The following is a 14771-nucleotide window of genomic DNA, read 5'->3' on the forward strand; positions in this document are numbered from 1 at the left end:
GCCGGGCGCGGTGCGCCGCCACCGCCGAGACCACACGTTTATACAACTGTTAGCGGCAGTGACCTGCGGGGGCGGAACACGAAGTTCGCCCCGCCGCTGACCTTGGTGACCATCACCTCGGGCAGTTCGGCGGCCGGGGTGTCGCTCTCGGTCAACCGGGCGGTCCAGTCGGTGTCCGACCCGTCGACCGTCACCCGCAGCTGCGGGTTGACCGCGGTCGCGATGGCCTGCAGCGGGTTGACCTCGGCCGGCGTGCACAACGTGATCCAGGCGCCGTCGTCGTGCGCGGGCGAGTGCCGCACCGTGATCTGGCCATCGCCAACCTCGGCGCGCAGGTAGCCGATCGGATTGAGCAGCGGGTGCAACTCGAAGGTGCGCAGCGCCCCGGCGATGTCGTCGGAGAGCCGCAGGGCGTTCTTGATGCGCATCGCGCCCAGCCCGGCCAGCCCGGTGAGCTGGCGTCGGCCCACCGAGGCGGCCACCTCGTCGGTGGCGGCCCGGGCGCGAACCGCCAGCGCAAAGGACAGGTACAGCAGGTGCATCTGCAGGCACACCTCGTCGGCCATGCGCACCAGCGCCGAATGGGAGAACGCGGTGAAGTCGACGTCGGACAGCAGCGGCCCGCTGTAGTCGGCCAGGCCGTCGTCGGAGCGATCGATGTCAGCGAGTTCCCATGTGGCGGCGCGGGTTTGACTGATCACCTCCAGCGCGGGGATCGGCTGGGCCGGCGGATAGGACTCGTCGATGATGACGGTCCAACAGCAGTGCGGTTGGCGGTCGGCCGGGGTGCGGGGCGGCCGGTGCACCGGACGGCACTGCGCGTGGACGTTGGTCGCCACCGCGGTAGCGTCGAACGTCGGGTCTTCGATGGTGTGGCACATCCCGAAGACGTAGTCGTCACCCATGGGCTCGACATCCAGCAGCGCACCGCAGCTGGCCAGCTCGAACTCCCCGTGCCAGCGGTCGTGCACGGTGAAGCGGAAGTCCATGAACTGCGGCGGTGACCCGATGTCGAACTGCAGGCCCTTGAAGATGGTGGGCACGTCATCACCGACGTAACCCAGCGCGCGCTGCATGCGCCGGGTGTAGACGGGACTGGAGCCAGCCCACTCTTCGATGGCGATCTGAAGCATCTCCTCGCGGCCGAATTCCTGGATGCACCAGGCCATTCCGGAGCGGTCGATCATGTGCCCGATCAACAACAGCTCGGGCACCAGCACGGCCAACTCGTCGCGGGAGAGCGACGCATACCTGGAAGTGGTCACAGACGAAAAAATAGACGTGACTATGTTATAAAGTCAACAATGACTGTTCCCGCCGGCACCGGCCGGCCAACGCGGCGAACCAGCGCGCCCCGCAAGCGCGGCGACGACACACGGGCCCGCATCATCGACGAGACGGTGCATTGCATCCTCGAGGAGGGGTTCGGCGCGGCGAACGCCAAACACGTCGCCGAACGGGCCGGGGTGACGTGGGGCGTCATCCAGTACCACTTCGGTGACCGCAACGGCCTGCTGATGGCCGTCGTCGACGAAGGCGTGGCCCAATTGCTGGCCAGCTTGTCGGCGGTCGAGGTCGATGACCTGGAACTGCGGCAGCGCATCGAGGTCGTCGTCGACACCGCCTGGCGCTGCTATGCCAGCCCGACGTCGCTGGCGGCGTTCGAGATCCTGCGGGCCACCCGCGGCAGCCTCGGCGAGCAGTCCCACGAGCACCTGCTGCAGATGAACTCCGCCATCAACCGGCTGGGCCGGCTGGTCTCCGATGACCCGGCGGATTCTGGTGTGGCCGAGGTGATCTGGGCAGCGCTACGAGGAATCGTGTTGGCGCAGATGATCATCGGTGGCGCCTTCGACTGGCAATCCGAGCGGCGGACACTGATCGAGATGGTCTCGCATTATCTGCAGCGCGAGCGCGACTGAACTACCCGGTCCGCCAGTGCGCCGGAAGCGGCTGGGATTCCCGCGGCCGGTTGTGATACGCCCACGACGACGCCAGCCAGCCGTTGCCGTTGGTCAGCGTGGTGACCGGTTGCCCGTCTTGCTCGTCGTTCTTCTTTCCGGTCTTCTGGCCGCGACGGCTGGTGGTGTCGGTCGTTGCGCCCTGGCCCGCGGTCGTGCCCATCATCGCCTCCTGGAACGCCGCCCCCGGCGGCAGACCGACCGCGGCCGGCAATCGGGTCTCGGCGGCAGCCAGGGTGAATGCGGTCGGCTGCATCTCCGGTGCCGCGGTGGCCCAAGTCGGCGGCACCGACAGCCCCCCGACCGGGATGGCCCGGCCCAGCCCCGCCCCCACTGTCGGCGTGGTGGCAGCCGACAGCACGCCCCGCGGGCCCAGCCCCTCGAAGGTCAACGCGCCCTCGACACCCCCGCGGACGAACAACAGCCGGCCCCAGCCGGCGCCGTTGCTCACCACGGTGTACATGCTCGAATCGAAACTGATCCCGCTGGCAGCGACGCTGGTGTAGGGCGTCAGCGGGTTCAGCAGGTCGGCCAACGACGCCGGCGGGGTGTCGGAGGAGCCGGTCGGTGCCAATAAGTGTTGCAGCACAGCCTGTAGCGAGCTGTTCAGCTGGGTCTGGCCGCTGGTGCCCGCCGCCTGAGATGCCGCAGCGGACTGGGCACTGACCCCGGCCGGGTTGGTGGTCTGCGGCGGCTGATGGAACTGCGGCAGGGCGCCGGCGGGCGCCGCGGCCGCGGCGTAGGCGTACATCGCCGCGGCGTCCTGCGCCCACATCTCGGCGTACTGCGCTTCGGTGGCGGCGATCGCCGGGGTGTTCTGCCCGAGGAAATTGGTCGCGACCAGGGTCGCGAGCAGCGTCCGATTGGCGGCCACGACCGCCGGCGGCACCGTCGCAGCGAACGCGGTCTCATAGGCCGCGGCCACCGTCTGGGCCTGCAGCGCGGTCTGTTCGGCCTTGGCGCAGCTTTCCTGCAGCCATGCCACGTAGGGAGCCGCCGCCGTGGCCATCGCCGCCGACGCCGGTCCGGACCATTGGTGGCCGATCAGGCCGGCGATCACCTCGGAGTAGCCAACGGCGGCCGTCTCGAGGTCGGCGGCCAGGGCGTCCCAGGCGGCCGCCGCCGCGAGCATCGGTGCCGCCCCCGGGCCGGTATACATCCGCCCGGAGTTGATCTCTGGGGGAAGTAGCGCAAAGTCCATGTCGGTTCGGATCAGCCTGCGGCCGGCGGTCGCGGGACAACGGTGCGCCGGTTCGACGCGGCGCGGGCCGTCGCGGCCCCCAAGCCCCGGCCGGCCAGGGTGCCGAGCATGGTCTCGCCGAAGGCCGTTCCCGGCATGCCGCCCGGGACGGCCGGTCCCACCGGCGCGCCGGACGCCGGTATCGCCATCCCGGCCGGGGTGACGTTCGAGGCGAGGGTGGCCGGCATCGCCCAGCCGTGCGGCACCGACAGCCCGCCGATCTTGAGGGCGTTGCCCGCGCTTGCCGACAAGCCCGCACCGCCCAGACCCGCACCGCCCGGGTTCAGCGCGCCCAGGCCCAGGCCGGCCGGTCCGAGAAACGGCGGATTGAGGATTTCGCCCAGGCCGCCCGGGTTTTCGGCGGTGAACGCGGTCAGACCGATGCCGTTGTTGATGTTGCTGAGCATGTTCGCGGTGCCGGACCACCCCGTCATGGTGGCGCTCATACCTTGGGTCGCCAGCCCGGTGAACGGCGAGATCTGACCGATGATCGAGGTCAGCGACGACAACGCCGTCGTGGTGTCGTTGGCGGCCGCTGCGGCGCCGGCCTGAGCGACCGCGGCGGACTGGGCGGCCTGACCGGAGGCTTTCGTGGTCTGCGGCGGTTGGCTGAACGCGGTCAGCGCTGACGCGGCGGCCGAGGAACCGGCGTAGCGGTACATGGCGGCGGCGTCTTGGGCCCACATCTCGGCGTACTGACGCTCGGCCTCACCGATCGCCGGGGAGTTCTGCCCGAAGAAGTTCGTGGCTACCAGCTGCTTGAGCAGGACGCGGTTGGCGGTGATCACCGCCGGGGGCACCACGGACGCCACCGCGACCGCATAGGCCTCCGCGGCGGCCGAGGCCTGCCGCGCCGTCTGCTCCGCCTGGGCGCCGGTACCGCGCAGCCAGGCCACGTACGGCTGTGCGGCAGCGGCCATCGCCGTCGCCGCCGGGCCGGTCCAGGGCCCGGTGGCCAATCCGGAAGTCACCGAGTCATATGCGGCCGCGGCGGTGTGCAGTTCGGCGGCCAACTTCTCCCACTCGGCGGCGGCGGTCAGCATCGATCCGGATCCGGGGCCGGTGTACATGCGTCCGGAGTTGATCTCCGGAGGCAGTACCCCGTAGTCCAGGTACACGGCGTCTCCTCGCTCAGCTCCTGTGGTGTCGGCACTCATTGGTTATGCGGGGATTAACGAAACGCGGTTCAGGTGAACCGGAGGTTACGGCGAAGTGGTCAACACGGTGGCTTGTCGATGAACTGTTGAGGGCGCGGACATCAGTAGGACGCAATGGTCGCGTACCGGACCGGTGGTGTTCATCTGGCATTCATTTTTCGGCTGCTGTTGATTAATGCGGGGCAGCGATGCTAATTGCACTGTGAAGCACCCACGATGGATCCTGACCGCGGTCGCGGCCGCCGCATTGGCCGGCCTGGCCGCACCTGCGCACGCCGAGATCGACCCCGACGCCGCGTTTCTCTCCGCGGTCGACCAGGCGGGCATCGAGTACACCGACCCCCAGGAGGCCGTCGCGGTCGGCCGGCAGGTCTGCGATTACCTGCATGCCGGGCATGGGCCGGATGCGGCCGCGCGGGCTCTGAAGATCTCCAACCGCAGCCTGTCGGTGAAGAACGCCGCCCGATTCGTGGCGTTTTCCCGAAGCGCCTTCTGCCCTAACTAGTTTCACGGAGGAAACCATGAAGGTTGGCACCCCTTTGTTGGCCGCCGTCGCGGCGGCGGGTCTGCTGGGTCTGGCCGCGCCCGCGGCCGCCGAGCCTTCCGACACCGGTTTCCTGGGCGCTCTCGACCAGATGGGCATCTCCTACCCCAACCCCGCCGACGCGGTGGCCGGTGGCCACACGGTATGCGAGTACCTCGCGTCGGGTCACAGCACCAATCAGGCCGCCAAGGGCGTGAAGAACGCCAACCCGGGCCTGACCCTGACCAAGGCGCACCAGTTCGTCGGGATCGCCCGGTCGATGTATTGCGCCGAGGCCTGATAGGGCCTATTGCGCGATAGCCATCACCGCGCCGGGGCGCAGCCACTGAATGATCTGCACCAGCTTGGCATCGTCGATAGCCACGCAGCCTGCGGTCGGGCCACCGTCGGTGGTGTGAAAGAAGAACGCCGCCCCGTCGCCTGGTGTGCGAGCGGTGTTGACGCCCATCACCACGGCGTGCTTGTACTGCGGGATCTGGAGGTTCTCGCTCTCGTTGGTGTCGAACGGACACTGCGCCTTTTTGCAGACCTGCATGGTGTTGAAGGTCGGGCTGTGGTCGTCGCCATCCCACCAGTGGTCCGGCCCGACCTGGACATACTGCAGTCCGCCACCGGGATTCGGTGCGGTGCCGAACGCGTACGGCAAGGTGAAGACACCCATCGGCGTCGCCGGATGGCCACTCTTGGCCTTCTGCGCCATCCCGGCCGAGCCGACGTGGGCGGGGATACCTGCGGCAACCGGCTGCCATCCCGACGCACCGCGCTGGTAGACATCCATCTTGGCGTCCGAACCACCCACGCCGACAACGGAAATCACCTGGCTTGCGTTGCCGACCGACCGCGCGAACCACGGGGTCAGATCGGCTTGGGCGCCCGGCGACGCGGCGAGCGTCGCACCGGCGGTGCACACCGCAGCGCTGAACAGGCTCAGCAGTCGGCGCATTGACTCATCATCGGGGCACGCCGGGGGCGGGTCAAACACCGGCCACGGCGTGCCGGGCTTCAGGATTCGGCGCGACGCGCAAGCACTTCGACCGGCGCCTCGCCCTTGAGCAGGCCGCGCGACGACAAATAGTCGCGGAAGTACTCCCGGTGCTCGGGACAGGTCAGCCAGACTTTACGACGTTGCGGGGTGTGCAGCTTGGGGTTGTTCCACAGCATGCCGAAGGTCGCGTCGGCGGTGCAGCCTTTGCGCGAGCAGACAAGCGCCCCGACCGGGTCGGGTTCACAGCTGGTCATCAAGATCATCCTGCCACGGTCGCAGCAGCACCGCCCAGACCACCAGATAGGCCCAGCCCAGCGCCCAGCCGGCCAACACGTCGGAGGGATGGTGCACGTTGAGCGCCAGTCGGGCGACGCCGACCGCGGCCACCACCAGCACGCCGACACCCACCGCCACCAGCCGGGCCCGGTGCCGCAGCAACGGCAGGGTCAGGATCAGCAGCGCGCCGACCCCTACCGTCACCCCCAGCGCGTGCCCGGACGGAAACGACGACGACGTCGCCGCGGCCAACGCGGTCACCGGGCGGGGCCGGTCGACCGACCCCTTGGCCAAGACGGTGAGCATGCCGCTCAGTTCGACGGCCACCAAGAGGAACAGCGCCGGCCGCAACCGGCGCCGCACCACCTCGACCACCACCGCCACCATGGCCAGCAGCCGGAACACCGCCGGTTCGAAGACCGTCGACAGCCCGTCCCAGAACCGCACCCAGCCCTGGTGTTTGATCCCGATGGCATAGCTGGCGTCCAGCGCGGCGGCGTCGGCGGCGGCGAGCCAGCCCCAGCCCTGCCAGTAGCCCACCAGCATCACGACATAGACCGCGGCGGCGGCCGCCACCGAGGCCAACGCGGTCACCCGCAAGCTCGAAGCCCTCATGAGGCGCCGTCGCGGGGAGCACCGATGGCCCGCAGGTCCGGCCACGGCGGGCGGCGCAGCACCGCCAGCGAGGCGATCACCGCGGACAGCAAGCCGGTGAGCACCCCCACCAACGCGATGCGGTCCGCATTGACAGCGGCCACCCACCGGGCGTTGTCACCGCGGATCACCATGGCGCCCAGCGGCGTGGCCCGCACCGAGGAGCCGTCGCGTCCCGCCTGGACCCGGGCGGCGGTGATGACCGTGGTGCCGTCGGGGGTCTGGTGCGGTTCGCCGTAGACCAGGCTTCCGGCGGAATCGGTGGACAGCTGGTCGAGCAATTCTGACCGTTTCATGGCGGGCCTCCCTTCGTGTGGCTCCTAGCATGATCGCGTGGCTGATCCTTCCTTCACCGCCCAGGAGCGCCAAGCCGTATACCGGGTGATCGCCGAGCGCCGGGACATGCGCCGGTTTCTTCCCGACAGCACCGTCGACCCCGACGTGCTGGCACGCCTGCTGGCCGCTGCACACGCTGCCCCCAGTGTGGGGCTCATGCAGCCGTGGCGCTTCGTCCGGATCACCGAGGACAGCCTGCGGCATCGCATCCACGCCCTGGTCGACGCGGAGCGCCACCGCACCGCCCGCGCGCTGGGTGAGCGCGAACAGGAATTCTTGGCGCTGAAGGTGGAAGGCATCCGCGACTGCGCCGAACTGTTCGTGGTGGCATTGCGCGAGGGCAGGCAGGCCCACATCTTCGGACGCCGCACCTTGCCGCAGATGGATCTGGCATCGGTGTCGTGCGCCATCCAGAACCTCTGGCTGGCCGCGCGGGCCGAAGGTCTGGGCATGGGGTGGGTGTCACTGTTCGAACCGCAACCGCTGGCAGCGCTGTTGGGCATGCCGGCCGACGCCGAGCCGGTGGCGATCCTGTGCCTGGGCCCGGTCCCGGAGTTTCCCGACCGGCCGGCGCTGGAACTGGACGACTGGGCCTACCGGCGCCCGCTGGATGAGTTCGTCTCGGAGAACCGCTGGGAGCGCGCATGACCCACGACGACGAAGCCGCTGCGGTGCGGCGGATCTGGTCTCAGCTCGGACTGCCGGGGATCATCGACGTGCACACCCATTTCATGCCGAAGTCGGTGCTGGACAAGGTATGGAACTACTTCGACTCGGCCGGCCCGATGGTGGGACGCAGCTGGCCCATCACCTACCGCACCGATGAGGCCCACCGGCTCGACACGCTGCGGGCGTTCGGGGTGCGCCGATTCACCTCACTGGTCTATCCGCACAAGCCACAGATGGCCGAGTGGCTCAACCAGTGGGCTGCCGAATTCGCCCGCCAGGCACCGGATTGCCTGGCCACCGCGACGTTCTACCCCGAACCCGGTGCGGCCGACTACGTCGATGCGGCGATCCGTGCCGGAGCCCGGGTCTTCAAGGCGCACATCCAGGTCGGCGACTACGACCCGAATGACCCACTGCTCGACGAGGTTTGGGGTGCGATCGAGGATTCCGGCATCCCGGTCGTCATCCACTGCGGCTCCGGACCGCAGCCCGGGCGGTTCACCGGGCCGGACCCGATTCGGCGGCTGCTGCGGCGACATCCGCGGCTGGCCTTGATCATCGCGCACATGGGCATGCCGGAATACGGTGATTTCCTCGACATCTGCCTGAATTCGTCCGCCGTACACCTGGACACCACGATGGCATTCACCGCGTTTGTCGACGAACTCATGCCGTTTCCGGCCGGCGAACGGCCACGACTACGCGCTGCCGCCGAGCGGATCGTATTCGGCAGCGACTTTCCGAACATCCCGTACGGCTACCGTGACGCACTGACTGCCCTCGCCGCAGTCCCCGGCATCGACGATGCCTGGCTGGCCGGCGTTCTGCACGACAATGCCGCGCGGCTGTTCGCGATCGCGCTACCATCCGGTTGACGGTGCCCCGCGGGGCGACCGGACCCGAGAAAGGCCGGCGACTGTGACCTCTGACGCCACCCCGCTGACTCCGCCTCTCCCGATGCCCGACGTTCCGGGCGAGGACGCCGGCGCGCACGGCCTGCCGCTCCGCAGCGACTTGTCGTTGCGGGACAAGCTGATCGTCGATGCCTCGGCGTGGGCGGATATCGGCTTACGCACCACGGTCGCGTCCATGGTCGCGGCGGCGATAATCCCGTCGGTGCTGACCACGGCGGTCGGGCGTGAGCAGTCGCGGCGGGAACGCGAACGATTGGCGTTCTACGCCGAGGTGGCCGCCGAACACGACCCGGTCCGCGCATTTCCCGCCCCGACCGCACTGCCCCGGATCTCGTCGCGGCGGGCCAATCCGCTTGCCGAGCGGGTGGCCCGCGGGGTGGTGGAAAACGTGGCGTTCCGCAGTGGTTTCGAAGCGGTCAACCCGGCCCTGCGGGACTCCTGGAGTGCGCTGACCCAGAACAACACCGCCCGATTCCAGCATTGGCGCCACGACGACGGGCCGCGGCCGACACTGTGTGTGATCCACGGATTCATGGGGTCGGCCTATCTGTTCAACGGGCTGTTCTTCTCGCTGCCCTGGTTCTACCGGTCCGGTTACGACGTCGTGTTGTTCACCCTGCCGTTCCACGGTCGGCGGGCCGAAAAGTATTCGCCGTTCAGCGGATACGGCATCTTCTCGCACGGCATGTCGGGCTTCGCCGAGGCCATGGCCCAAGCCGTTCACGACTTCCGTTCGGTGGTCGACTATCTGGAGTCCACCGGTGTCGACCGCATCGCACTGACCGGCCTGTCACTGGGCGGTTACACCAGCGCGCTGCTGGCCGCCGTCGAACCCCGCCTGGAGGCGGTGATCCCGAACGTTCCGGTGGTCTCGGTGGACTCGGAGATCCGGGACTGGTTCCCGGCCAACATGGTGGTGCGCGCCGGGCAGCGGCTAGGCCGGGTCGACTATGACGACTTCACCGCCGCCACGGCGTATCACTCCCCGCTGAACTATCCGCCGCTGGTGGCCAAGGACCGGCGGCTGATCATCACCGGCCTCGGTGACCGGCTGGCACCACCGGAGCAGGCCGAAATGCTGTGGCAGCACTGGGATCGTTGCGCACTGCACTGGTTCCCCGGCAACCACATCCTGCACGTCAGCCAGCCGGCCTACCTGCGCCGAATGACCGCCTTCCTGAGGGAGTTCATGTTCTAACGCGCGGCCACTCCGGCTGCCGTTACCGGCCAGCGCAGTCCGGCGAGTTCACCGTCCGACAGCGCGGTGTGCCCGTCGAGGCGACTCCCCGACAGCGGATGCAAGCCAGACAGCGCGCCGTAGTGGTTGCCCTGCTCGGGCACCAGACCGGCCAGGGGAGCCGCTCCATCGGGCGCCGACCCGGTGCGCAGGGCGCACGCCGCGGCGACGGTCAGCTGACCGCCGTCGTCGGCGAATTCCACTGCCGTCCAGGTCTCCCCGGCGTTGGCAGCCCGGATCCGGCTCAGGGTGTCTGCCAGCGCCGCATCGATAGCGACCTGGTAGGCGGCGACATGCTCACCCGAGCCGTCCACAACCGACCGCCAGGTTTCCCGCGCACCCGCGTCGAACAGCGCGGGGATCTCGTCGCCGGCGACCAGTGCGGTGTCCCAGCCGATCTCACGAAGATGGTCAGCCAGACGCCGGACTGCGATGTCAGCGGTGCGCTGCAGCGGGATCTCCGGCGAACGGGCCTGCAGCGCCGCCAGATTCGGTGCGGCCGAATAGGTCAGGCCGATCCAGGTGTCGGAGGTGGCGGTAGCACCGTCGGGCCGGGTACCGCGGCTGGTGATGCGCACGGCGTCGGCCCGCAACCCGTATCGGTTCAGGTAGCCGGCGATCAGCGACAGCGGCAACGCATCTCCGGCCGCCGAAGCCGAGATCCGCAGCGCGGCGGTGGCCCGCGCACCGGAGGCCGATCGCCGGTCGGTGTGCACGCCGCGGCGTGAGCGCGACATGGCGAGCCGGCGGCGCACGATCGTGGTGAGATACAGCCCCTGCCACCAGCTCAGCAGCAGGATCGCTATGGCGACACCCACGCCGAGCACCCAGCGGTCCCGGGTGCTCGGCCACGGGTAGGCCATCAGCGCCGGCACGACAGCCAGCAACACCAGGGTGATTCTTCCCGGCCCGGGCCGGGGAATGGTCGAACGGAGCGGGCTCACAGCTGGTTTTCCTTTCGTCGGCGGGCGGCAGCCGCTGCGCCGACGGCGACGGCGGCGACCAGCCCGGCCAGCAGCGCGGTTCCGGCGAAGGCCACGATCCGCGGGGCCGGGTCCTCGGGTTGGGGGGCCGGCGGCGGCGAGAGCTTCTTCGACGGGGGGTTGGCCGGATCGGCGGTAGGCGGCAGTTCCCAAGTCAGGGCGGCCACCGGGTCGATGGTGCCGGCGCCCACCACATCCGAGGGCGCGCGGGCGCCGTTGTGGGCGGTGGAGACGATCCGGTGCGCCACCTGCATGGCGTTCAGCTCGGGGTAGCGGCTGCGGACCAGCGCGGCCACCCCCGCGACGTAGCCGGCCGCGTAGCCGGTGCCGGTGAGCGGCACCAGCCTGCCCTGGTTACCGGGCAGCCCGTTGGCCAGACCCCCGTCGTCGCGGTTGCTGACCGAGACGATGCCCTCGCCCGGGGCGGCGACGCCGACCCAGGGACCGGCCATGGTGAACGCCGACGGCTGGCCCGTCGGGGACAGCGACGCCACCGACAGCACGTAGGGATGCCACCACGACGGCACCGACAGCGAGGTGACACCCGTCCAGTTGCGCGGGTCGTGCGGCCGGCTGAGGTCGGTGAGCGGATTGGACTCGCACGCTTCGCCGCCGCCGCCGACCGATCCGGTCTGGCCGCTGTCGCCGGCGGCCGCCACGATCAGCACGTCCTTCTCCACCGCCGCATAGCGCAGCGCCGCACCCAGGGCGGTCTGGTCGACGTTGCGGTCAGCGGGCAGGCAGGTCGTGGTGGCGATCGTGACGACCCGCGCCCCGAGGTCGGCGGCGTGCACGATGGCCCGCGACAGCGCGGTGATATCGGTGACCACGCGGGTGGTCCGGGGGTCATCCCCCGCCAGCCGCGGCGAGATGGTCGCCGACGCGGTTCGCAGTGACAGCAGCCGCGCTGCCGGGGCCACCCCGGTGAAACCGTCCTGGCCGTCCGGTGCGGGCTGGCCGGCGATGATCCCGGCGACCAGCGTTCCGTGGCCGTCGCAGTCGGTCAGCCCGTCGGTTGTGCCCAGGTAGTCCCCGCCCGGGTCCACCGCCGGCAGCCGCGGGCCGGGCCGGACGCCGGTGTCGATGACGGCCACCGTCTGGCCCTCGCCGCGGGAGAACTGCCAGGCGGTGGGCAGGTCGAGCATCCGCTGCCCGCCGGTTGCGGTGCTGAGGTCGCTGCCGGGCAGCAGGCCCGAACTGGCGCAGTCGGCACGTTGTTCCATCGCGGCAACGGGGCCCGGCGCTCCACTGGGCGGCGGCACCGTCGGGTCGATCTTCGGCGGGGTGATCGCCGAGGCCGGTGCACTGGTCAGCAGCGCGACCAGCGCCGCGATTCCGACCCCACGCGCCGTGGTTCCCCGGCGAGTGTGCGGTTCTGTCCGCGACACGCCGGGCGGGACGGACAAAACCGCACACTCGCGGGTGTCAGGTGACGTCATCGAGACAGGACCCAGGCGAAAATGCCGACCAGGTAGGCCATGACCGGGATCAGAGTGGCGTCGACGCCGGAAGCCAAAAAGCCCACCAGCCGCCGCACCGGCAGCGAGTAGCTCTCCGGCGACGCCACCGTCGGGCTCAGGGCGGCCACCGCCCACACGGCCACCAGGGCGGCCAGCACCAGCACCGCGCCGAACGCGGCCGCGTAGCGGCCCGTCGCGGCGTAGCAGGCCAGCAGTACGACCGCCGTCAGGTGCGGCTGAGCCAGCAGCCAGGCCTTGCACCACGCCGAATCCCACACCCGGGCACGCAGCACCGAGGCCACCGCGATGCCGGCGACCACATACCAGGCCCACCCCGAAAGCCCCTCGGGCACAGCGGCGATGGCCACCGAGCCGAGCACGGCAAGCAGCACGGCGCCGGCGATGAAGCCGGTCTGGTGGGCGTCGGTGACGCGAACACGGCGCGGCAGGTCTTCCAGCACGCTCTGCGGCAGCGCCGACGGGGTCGGGTCGCCGGGCGCCGGAATCACCGGCAGCGGCAGCCGCGCCCACAACGCCGAGATCTGCGGAGCGGCCACGGTGAGCAGCAACGAGGCGGTGATCAGCCCGCAGCCGAGGCTGAGAGGCGGCAGTTCCCAGAAGGATTTGACGGCAGCCGCAGCCAGCACACCGACCCCGGCGACCATGGCCGCGGTGAAGAAGGCGATGCCGCGTTCACCGCCCGGCGGCAGGATCAGGCAGATCAACGACCATGCGCTGACCGCGGCCGCGCCCAGCACCACGTGCGCCGGGCTGAACAGGCCGGGCACCGCCAGGGTGCCGGCGGCTGCGACGGGTACCAGTGTCGCGATCGCCAGGGTCAGGGCGGCGTCGGCCGAACGTGCCCGGGTCGCCAGCGCCGCCAGCACGCTGACCAGCGCGATGGCGGCCACCGCGAACAGACCGGCCGGTTCGCCGGTGAGTGCGCGATGGGCGGTGGCCAGACCGGTGGCCGCGACCACCAACGCGACCCCGGCAGCCAGCGCGGCGCGCTGAATGTGCGTGGCTCCCCAGGGTTTACGGCGCGACGCCGAGAAGATGACGGCGGCGTCGGCGATGTCCTCGACAATGCCGGGAGCCGCCGGCCCGACCGGCACCGGCCGCAGTGCCAGCAGGTCGCCGTCCACCACGCCGACGGTGTCCAGGCTGGCATCCAGACTGAACGGCGCGCCGCCGACGGGCGCCAGGCTCAGACGGGTCGCCGCACCGACGGTGGGTTCGGTGTCGTCACCGGCGTCGGGGGCCACCAGGCGTTGCACCGCAGGCAGGATTTCGCGCAGCGGCAACTCCGCGGGCACGGCGATCTCGGTCAGCCGACTGTCGGCCAGGACCGCGATGCGGACGATCGGCATGGCGGCGCTGGTCAGCACCGGGGCTTCGGTCATTGATGTTCCCTGTTCTTTTCTCTGCGAGGACGTTCTTTTCGCTGCTTACGTCAGCTGGGTGGTGAAATCTCGGGACAGGCGCTGACCGGGGAACCACTGCCCGTCGGGCAGCGTGGCGGTCAGCTGTTCGATCGCGACGGCGGTCGCGAAATCGGTTCCGGGCCGGAAGGTCGATACCCATTCGCCGTCGAATGCCTGCGACGGGGTGACCAGGATCCGGCCCTTGTCGGTGTCGACCAGGCTCATCCCCACCTCGGTGGTGGAGTGGCGGCCATTGTGGGCACAGCCCGCGACAACTTCGACGTAGCTGCGTGGACCGCAGAACACCGATTCCACGACCGGTCGCGCCGAGGCTGGGATACCCAGGTAGTCAAGGACTTCGGCGAGCGGGGTGCCGGCGCGCAGCCGTTCGTCGGCGCGCACTCCGACCCGGGCGGGCAGGGTGAACTCGTCGAACTTCGCCGGCGGGCGCTGCCGCAGCCCGGCCCCGAGCACCGGGACCAGCAGCCGCGGGTCGTCGATGTCCATTGCGGTGAAGGTGACCAGTTGGGCATTGCGCAGCGCGACCACCGTCCGGGTCGGTTTCCCGGCGCCCCGGTCGCGGCGAGCCACGATGCCGCGCAACATCTCGGTGGGCCCGCCGGACGGTGAACCCACATAACGCAGGTCCAGCCAACGGTCCGGGAAGCACACCACCCGGATCCATTCGGCCACAGCCGGATTGACTGTGCCGTCCGGCGAGACGACACCCATCCGAGTGAGTTCGTCGCGCTGGCGGGCCATGAACGCACCGCGTTCCCCGGCGTCGGTGTAGGGCATGGTGATCGCCAATACCCACGGGAAGGACCCGGCGCCAACGGTTTCCGCGATGAACCAGGCTTGCTCGACGGTCAGTTCGGCAGCGTTGGGTTCAGTCCCCATCGCAGCCTTCCTTCGTCGAGCAGATCACCTG

17 protein-coding genes are annotated in these 14771 nt (G+C 69.9%); 6 read left to right on the forward strand and 11 right to left on the reverse strand.

Features of this window, described 5'->3' with window-relative positions:
• Window positions 1-38: 38 nt before the first annotated feature.
• On the reverse strand, window positions 39-1265 hold the full coding sequence (locus AC5Y4Q_RS20880) for a hypothetical protein (RefSeq protein WP_064922867.1): 1227 nt from the start codon (window positions 1263-1265) through the stop codon (window positions 39-41).
• 39 nt (window positions 1266-1304) lie between these two features.
• On the opposite strand from AC5Y4Q_RS20880, the gene AC5Y4Q_RS20885 reads away from it, so the two are divergent.
• On the forward strand, window positions 1305-1922 hold the full coding sequence (locus tag AC5Y4Q_RS20885) for a TetR/AcrR family transcriptional regulator (RefSeq protein WP_064922865.1): 618 nt from the start codon (window positions 1305-1307) through the stop codon (window positions 1920-1922).
• Window position 1923: 1 nt separating this feature from the next.
• Here AC5Y4Q_RS20885 and AC5Y4Q_RS20890 read toward each other — a convergent pair whose 3' ends face one another.
• Window positions 1924-3162 (reverse strand): PPE family protein, encoded by a 1239-nt coding sequence (locus AC5Y4Q_RS20890; protein ID WP_082952701.1) that lies wholly within the window; start codon window positions 3160-3162, stop codon window positions 1924-1926.
• An 11-nt stretch (window positions 3163-3173) separates the two neighbouring features.
• A complete protein-coding gene (locus AC5Y4Q_RS20895; RefSeq protein WP_234786404.1) occupies window positions 3174-4319 on the reverse strand; it encodes a PPE family protein in 1146 nt (381 codons plus the stop codon).
• 241 nt (window positions 4320-4560) lie between these two features.
• Between AC5Y4Q_RS20895 and AC5Y4Q_RS20900 the strand changes: the two genes are divergently transcribed.
• Window positions 4561-4863, forward strand: coding sequence for a DUF732 domain-containing protein (locus AC5Y4Q_RS20900; protein ID WP_064922861.1), 303 nt, complete (start codon window positions 4561-4563; stop codon window positions 4861-4863).
• A gap of 16 nt (window positions 4864-4879) precedes the next feature.
• Window positions 4880-5182 (forward strand): DUF732 domain-containing protein, encoded by a 303-nt coding sequence (locus AC5Y4Q_RS20905; protein ID WP_082952700.1) that lies wholly within the window; start codon window positions 4880-4882, stop codon window positions 5180-5182.
• A 6-nt stretch (window positions 5183-5188) separates the two neighbouring features.
• Here AC5Y4Q_RS20905 and AC5Y4Q_RS20910 read toward each other — a convergent pair whose 3' ends face one another.
• From AC5Y4Q_RS20910 to AC5Y4Q_RS20925, 4 genes are read right to left on the reverse strand one after another with little or no spacing between them, the layout of a single operon-like run.
• Window positions 5189-5845 (reverse strand): L,D-transpeptidase family protein, encoded by a 657-nt coding sequence (locus AC5Y4Q_RS20910; protein ID WP_064922859.1) that lies wholly within the window; start codon window positions 5843-5845, stop codon window positions 5189-5191.
• A 59-nt stretch (window positions 5846-5904) separates the two neighbouring features.
• Complete coding sequence (locus AC5Y4Q_RS20915) at window positions 5905-6141, reverse strand: hypothetical protein (protein ID WP_064922857.1); 237 nt, start codon at window positions 6139-6141, stop codon at window positions 5905-5907.
• On the reverse strand, window positions 6128-6778 hold the full coding sequence (locus tag AC5Y4Q_RS20920) for a phosphatase PAP2 family protein (protein ID WP_499960122.1): 651 nt from the start codon (window positions 6776-6778) through the stop codon (window positions 6128-6130). The genes AC5Y4Q_RS20915 and AC5Y4Q_RS20920 overlap by 14 nt, the downstream gene beginning before the upstream one ends.
• Window positions 6775-7113, reverse strand: a complete 339-nt coding sequence (locus AC5Y4Q_RS20925) for a hypothetical protein (protein WP_064922853.1) — start codon at window positions 7111-7113, stop codon at window positions 6775-6777. Before AC5Y4Q_RS20925 ends, AC5Y4Q_RS20920 begins: the two co-directional genes overlap by 4 nt.
• Window positions 7114-7150: 37 nt before the next feature.
• Between AC5Y4Q_RS20925 and bluB the strand changes: the two genes are divergently transcribed.
• The 3 genes from bluB to AC5Y4Q_RS20940 all read left to right on the forward strand — a co-directional run bounded on the left by bluB (window position 7151) and on the right by AC5Y4Q_RS20940 (window position 9934).
• Window positions 7151-7801, forward strand: a complete 651-nt coding sequence (bluB, locus tag AC5Y4Q_RS20930; RefSeq protein WP_064922851.1) for a 5,6-dimethylbenzimidazole synthase — start codon at window positions 7151-7153, stop codon at window positions 7799-7801.
• The gene (locus AC5Y4Q_RS20935; protein ID WP_125225849.1) at window positions 7798-8697 is read left to right on the forward strand and encodes an amidohydrolase family protein; all 900 of its coding nucleotides are present in this window, start codon (window positions 7798-7800) and stop codon (window positions 8695-8697) included. Before bluB ends, AC5Y4Q_RS20935 begins: the two co-directional genes overlap by 4 nt.
• A gap of 82 nt (window positions 8698-8779) precedes the next feature.
• A complete protein-coding gene (locus tag AC5Y4Q_RS20940) occupies window positions 8780-9934 on the forward strand; it encodes an alpha/beta hydrolase family protein (protein WP_064922847.1) in 1155 nt (384 codons plus the stop codon).
• On the opposite strand, the gene eccE is transcribed toward AC5Y4Q_RS20940, so the two are convergent.
• Genes eccE through AC5Y4Q_RS20960 form a run of 4 tightly spaced genes read right to left on the reverse strand, consistent with a single transcriptional unit; the run spans window position 9931 to window position 14740 of the window.
• Entirely contained in the window at window positions 9931-10917 is a 987-nt protein-coding gene (eccE, locus tag AC5Y4Q_RS20945) for a type VII secretion protein EccE (protein ID WP_064922845.1), read from the reverse strand. The genes AC5Y4Q_RS20940 and eccE overlap by 4 nt on opposite strands.
• Window positions 10914-12395 (reverse strand): type VII secretion-associated serine protease mycosin, encoded by a 1482-nt coding sequence (gene mycP, locus AC5Y4Q_RS20950; protein ID WP_499960123.1) that lies wholly within the window; start codon window positions 12393-12395, stop codon window positions 10914-10916. Before mycP ends, eccE begins: the two co-directional genes overlap by 4 nt.
• On the reverse strand, window positions 12392-13819 hold the full coding sequence (gene eccD / locus AC5Y4Q_RS20955) for a type VII secretion integral membrane protein EccD (protein WP_499960124.1): 1428 nt from the start codon (window positions 13817-13819) through the stop codon (window positions 12392-12394). The genes mycP and eccD overlap by 4 nt, the downstream gene beginning before the upstream one ends.
• A gap of 45 nt (window positions 13820-13864) precedes the next feature.
• Entirely contained in the window at window positions 13865-14740 is an 876-nt protein-coding gene (locus AC5Y4Q_RS20960; protein WP_499960125.1) for an ESX secretion-associated protein EspG, read from the reverse strand.
• Between the last annotated feature and the right edge of the window lie 31 nt (window positions 14741-14771).

It is taken from the genome of Mycobacterium sp. NGS16, assembly GCF_059813225.1.

Bases quoted from the DNA above. Each gene is read 5' to 3' on its own strand.
- AC5Y4Q_RS20885 (WP_064922865.1), top strand. From the start codon at position 1,305: ATGACTGTTCCCGCCGGCACCGGCCGGCCAACGCGGCGAACCAGCGCG.
- AC5Y4Q_RS20890 (WP_082952701.1), bottom strand. From the start codon at position 3,162: ATGGACTTTGCGCTACTTCCCCCAGAGATCAACTCCGGGCGGATGTAT.
- AC5Y4Q_RS20905 (WP_082952700.1), top strand. From the start codon at position 4,880: ATGAAGGTTGGCACCCCTTTGTTGGCCGCCGTCGCGGCGGCGGGTCTG.
- AC5Y4Q_RS20910 (WP_064922859.1), bottom strand. From the start codon at position 5,845: ATGCGCCGACTGCTGAGCCTGTTCAGCGCTGCGGTGTGCACCGCCGGT.
- AC5Y4Q_RS20915 (WP_064922857.1), bottom strand. From the start codon at position 6,141: ATGACCAGCTGTGAACCCGACCCGGTCGGGGCGCTTGTCTGCTCGCGC.
- AC5Y4Q_RS20920 (WP_499960122.1), bottom strand. From the start codon at position 6,778: ATGAGGGCTTCGAGCTTGCGGGTGACCGCGTTGGCCTCGGTGGCGGCC.
- AC5Y4Q_RS20925 (WP_064922853.1), bottom strand. From the start codon at position 7,113: ATGAAACGGTCAGAATTGCTCGACCAGCTGTCCACCGATTCCGCCGGA.
- AC5Y4Q_RS20935 (WP_125225849.1), top strand. From the start codon at position 7,798: ATGACCCACGACGACGAAGCCGCTGCGGTGCGGCGGATCTGGTCTCAG.
- AC5Y4Q_RS20940 (WP_064922847.1), top strand. From the start codon at position 8,780: ATGCCCGACGTTCCGGGCGAGGACGCCGGCGCGCACGGCCTGCCGCTC.
- mycP (WP_499960123.1), bottom strand. From the start codon at position 12,395: ATGACGTCACCTGACACCCGCGAGTGTGCGGTTTTGTCCGTCCCGCCC.
- eccD (WP_499960124.1), bottom strand. From the start codon at position 13,819: ATGACCGAAGCCCCGGTGCTGACCAGCGCCGCCATGCCGATCGTCCGC.
- AC5Y4Q_RS20960 (WP_499960125.1), bottom strand. From the start codon at position 14,740: ATGGGGACTGAACCCAACGCTGCCGAACTGACCGTCGAGCAAGCCTGG.